This is a genomic window from Paenibacillus aestuarii, from assembly GCF_027789125.1.
Classification (GTDB): Bacteria; Bacillota; Bacilli; order Paenibacillales; family NBRC-103111; genus Paenibacillus_E; species Paenibacillus_E aestuarii.
Map to the genome: position 1 here is coordinate 1 of NZ_JAQFVF010000073.1, position 3,852 is coordinate 3,852.

At 45.7% G+C, this 3,852-nt stretch carries 6 protein-coding genes; all 6 read left to right on the forward strand.

Annotation, left to right across the window (positions count from 1 at the left end; translation table 11 throughout):
• The first annotated feature begins 34 nt into the window (after positions 1 to 34).
• A complete protein-coding gene (locus O9139_RS25755) occupies positions 35 to 1,150 on the forward strand; it encodes an NADH:flavin oxidoreductase (protein WP_270884634.1) in 1,116 nt (371 codons plus the stop codon).
• A 357-nt stretch (positions 1,151 to 1,507) separates the two neighbouring features.
• Positions 1,508 to 1,744: a hypothetical protein gene (locus tag O9139_RS25760; RefSeq protein WP_270884629.1), complete on the forward strand. Its 237-nt coding sequence runs from the start codon at positions 1,508 to 1,510 to the stop codon at positions 1,742 to 1,744.
• Positions 1,745 to 1,937: 193 nt separating this feature from the next.
• On the forward strand, positions 1,938 to 2,261 hold the full coding sequence (locus O9139_RS25765; protein ID WP_270884630.1) for an NIPSNAP family protein: 324 nt from the start codon (positions 1,938 to 1,940) through the stop codon (positions 2,259 to 2,261).
• A 27-nt stretch (positions 2,262 to 2,288) separates the two neighbouring features.
• Positions 2,289 to 2,831, forward strand: a complete 543-nt coding sequence (locus O9139_RS25770) for an NAD(P)H-dependent oxidoreductase (RefSeq protein ID WP_270884631.1) — start codon at positions 2,289 to 2,291, stop codon at positions 2,829 to 2,831.
• Positions 2,828 to 3,460, forward strand: coding sequence for a DsbA family oxidoreductase (locus O9139_RS25775; protein ID WP_270884632.1), 633 nt, complete (start codon positions 2,828 to 2,830; stop codon positions 3,458 to 3,460). The genes O9139_RS25770 and O9139_RS25775 overlap by 4 nt, the downstream gene beginning before the upstream one ends.
• Positions 3,461 to 3,562: 102 nt before the next feature.
• A partial coding sequence (locus O9139_RS25780) for an NAD(P)H-dependent oxidoreductase (RefSeq protein ID WP_270884633.1) occupies positions 3,563 to 3,852 on the forward strand: 290 nt, incomplete at its 3' end.

Consider the following 3,852-nt stretch of genomic DNA (forward strand, 5'->3'; position numbering starts at 1 on the left):
TGAATTACAGGAGGAACTCATAGTGAAAGAAATCATGAAGCCCCTTTTTAAATTATTTGAGTCTGAAAAGCTTTCCCTGAAAAATCGAATCGTGATGGCCCCATTGACACGCTCTTTCTCGCCAAACGGTGTTCCTGGAGAACATGTAGCACAATATTACCGTCGTCGTGCAGAAAATGAGGTTGGTCTTATTATCACGGAAGGAACCGTAATCAACGACCCTGCAGCATCTGGTGATCCTGATGTTCCACGCTTCTACGGTGAAGATGCTCTTAATGGGTGGGCAAGGGTCGTTGAAGAAGTTCATGCTGCAGGTACAAAAATCGTACCCCAAATTTGGCATGTCGGTATGACACGCGCATCGGACGATTACTGGACGAAGTCGGACAAACTTCCAAATCCCGAAGCGCCGGCGGTAGGTCCATCGGGAATCGAGGTTTATACAATGGACAGGACCTCAGAACCAATGACTGAAGATAGAATCCAATCCATCATTGCTGCCTATGGACAAGCGGGGGCAGATGCGAAACGACTTGGGTTTGACGGTGTTGAAATCCATGGTGCACATTCGTACCTTATCGATGAATTCTTCTGGGATAAAACGAACCAGCGAACCGACAAATACGGCGGGGATCTTGTACAAAGAACTCGATTCGCTGTTGAAGTTATTGAGGCTGTGCGCAAGGCTGTCGGTCCAGATTTCCCAATCATTTTCCGGATGTCGCAATGGAAGCTCGGCGAACATCGTTCAAATCTTTTTAATACTCCGGATGAACTTGCTTTGTTCCTTCGACCGCTAGTTGATGCCGGTGTAGATATTTTCCACATTTCGACCTATCGTTTCTATACGCCTGAATTTGAAGGCTCGGAACTTAACCTTGCTGCTTGGGTAAAAAAACTGACGAATAAACCAACAATTGCAGTTGGCTCTGTCGGCTTAACTAGCGACCTTTCATCTGCAAACGTAGAGGGTAGCGTTGAAACAAACTTGAAGAAGCTTTCAGACGATATCGAAAGGGAAGCGTATGATTTGATTGCAATTGGCCGTGCCCTGCTGGCTGATCCTGCATGGGTCACTAAGACTCGCGATGGCCGTACGAATGAAATTATTCCATTTCACTTCCCAGAATCGTTGAAAACATTGTCCTAAAATTTAATAGATCTTAATCTTGCCACATCACTCTAAAAAAGAGTCATCTCTAGCTGTAAGAATTTTAAAATATCGCTCCAGAGTTTATATCTCATAAATGCAGGTGATAATAACCCCGATATAAGGGAAGTTGTCCGACCCACTTATTAGGCCATTAAAGTCTCTTGACATTTTACCTACTGAAAGGTAGAATTCATACACGAACAACAATAACAACACAGCAGAGTTGATTCTCGATATTGCCCAAGGTCTAGTGCAAGATTTCGGCTTCAATGGCTTCAGCTACTGACGTTCAGTATTCCTGTCGGTACGTACTGCACATGCTTGAGCGTAATGCTAGCTTTGGATCTAGTTACTTTGAAGGAGAAGGTTCGTGAGAAGATTGCCAAGTTCTTCACCGCCAATTTGGCCTGGTTAGAACGTGTTCTCGAGCAAGGACGCAGTGAACGTCATCTTCAATTCAAAGGAACGGCGGTAGCGCAAGCGAACAGAATATTGGCTTCTCTTCAAGTTGCACAACTCCGTGCAAGATCCTTTCGGGATGCAAATCGGTTCACCTTGATCGCCGCAGGCATCATATCCGCTTTAACGTAACAGGGAGAAGAGGAATATTTTTTTGAAATATTTCTATCTTTTAATAGGTAGAACAAAGCGCGAAATACCAATTTATGAATTGCGGATTTACCGTATGAAACCGGACAGCTTCCGGTTGGATCGATTAAGATCCGAAACGATTGGGAGTTAGCGAAACATAATCCACGGTTGAATTTGATTTGGAGGTGATTAGATGTTATACGAGATGAGGATTTACGATGTTACCCCTGGAAAGATGGAGGCTATTATTGAGCGCTTCGATAAGCATGTCGTTGCCTTGTTCGATAAGCATGGGATGACGATCAAGCACTTTTGGGTGGATGCGGATGATGCGAACAACCGCCTATATTATGTCGTTGAGCACCCTGACATGGAGACGCGCAATGGAAACTACGAACGTTTCCGTTCCGATCCCGAATGGATCGAAGCGAAGCGGCTTTCGGAATTGAATGGGCCTCTGACTCAGAAACAGGAAAGTATATTCATGCAAGACGCAGCATTTTTCAAAAGCAACTAAAACAATGAATAGAATGGAGCGAATTCAATGAAAACACTCGTAATCGTAGCACACCCGAACCTGGAAGCATCTAACTGGAACAAAGCGTGGGTTGAGGAACTCAAGAAGCAAGAAGACATCACGATTCATGATTTGTACAAAGAATATCCGAGTGAGAACATCGACGTTAAGCGCGAACAGCTGCTTGTCGAAACGCATGACCGTATCATCTTCCAATATCCGCTTTACTGGTACAATATGCCGCCGCTTCTAAAGAAATGGTTCGATGCTGTACTGTTGTACAACTGGGCTTACGGTCCGGAAGCAACTGCAACAACCGGCAAAGAAATCGGCGTAGCCATCTCGACTTATGGCACAGCAGAATCGTATCAACCTACAGGATCCAACCGTTTAACGCTGGAACAAATTCTAGCGCCAATTCAAGCAAGCGCGCGTTTCATTAGTGCTGTATACCTGCCGCACTTCACGGTTAACGACACATCCGACGTGACACCTGAGCGCTTGGCGCAAAGCAGCAAAGCATACGTCGAGCACATCAAAACGATTAAACCGGTAACGGTGGCGCAATGAAAAATGTAACGATTGACGTTTTTATGGATACGGTGTGTCCATGGTGCCGGATGGGGGATGCAAGCTTAAGAAGCGCGTTGAATGAACTGCCGGAAGGCATGGAAGCTACAGTTCGTTACCATGCGTATCAACTGAATCCCGGCATTCGAAAGGAAGGCGAGGATTACCGTAAAGTTATGGTCAGCCGCTTAGGCGGTCAAGCTCAATTTGAAGCGAGAATGAAGCAATATAATCAAATCGGTGCTCAATTCGGCTTGAAATATAATATGGATTTGGTCAAATATACACCGAATTCAGTGTTGTCGCATCAGTTGATCGCGATTACACCGGTGCACCAGCAATCGCAATTGCTTGAGCGATTGTATACGGCCTATTTTGAAGAAGGCGTTAATCTTGGCGATGTGGACAAGCTCGTGGAAATTGCGCAAGCGAGCGGGGTCACGAATGATCCCGAGGCACTCAAAGCACGGCTCCTCCATGGAGAAGGACTTGGGAAGGTGGAAGAAGGACAGCGCGAGGCACAGAAGCTTGGTATCAGAGGAGTACCTTTCTACTTAATCAATGATAAGCACGCTTTATCCGGGCTGCAGTCGCCTGCCGATCTGATCAGTGCATTCAAGCGGCTGTAAACAGCCGCCGGAAGATTCGTTCAAGGCGATGCTGGCTATCATCCTAGCTGCTCGTAGCGGCATGGTCTTGACTTTAAATATATTAAGCTTGGAGAGATAGCAATGAGATTTTTCAAAAAACTTTTTAATAAGGAGACAACGAATACAACCATGTCAACAAAGGTGAATTTAGCCATTATATATTACAGTTCTAACGGAACAAACTATCAATTGGCCCAATGGGCAGCGGAGGGCGCACGTCAAGCCGGAGCCGAAGTGAAGATCCTGAAAGTCGCAGAAACGGTGCCACAATCCATTGTGGACGGCCAACCCTCCTGGAAAGCTCATCTCGAAGCGACTAAGAACGTACCGATTGCGACGGTAGAGGATTTGGAGTGGGCAGATGCTATTAT

Bases quoted from the DNA above. Each gene is read 5' to 3' on its own strand.
- O9139_RS25775 (WP_270884632.1), top strand. From the start codon at position 2,828: ATGAAAAATGTAACGATTGACGTTTTTATGGATACGGTGTGTCCATGG.
- O9139_RS25765 (WP_270884630.1), top strand. From the start codon at position 1,938: ATGTTATACGAGATGAGGATTTACGATGTTACCCCTGGAAAGATGGAG.
- O9139_RS25755 (WP_270884634.1), top strand. From the start codon at position 35: ATGAAGCCCCTTTTTAAATTATTTGAGTCTGAAAAGCTTTCCCTGAAA.
- O9139_RS25770 (WP_270884631.1), top strand. From the start codon at position 2,289: ATGAAAACACTCGTAATCGTAGCACACCCGAACCTGGAAGCATCTAAC.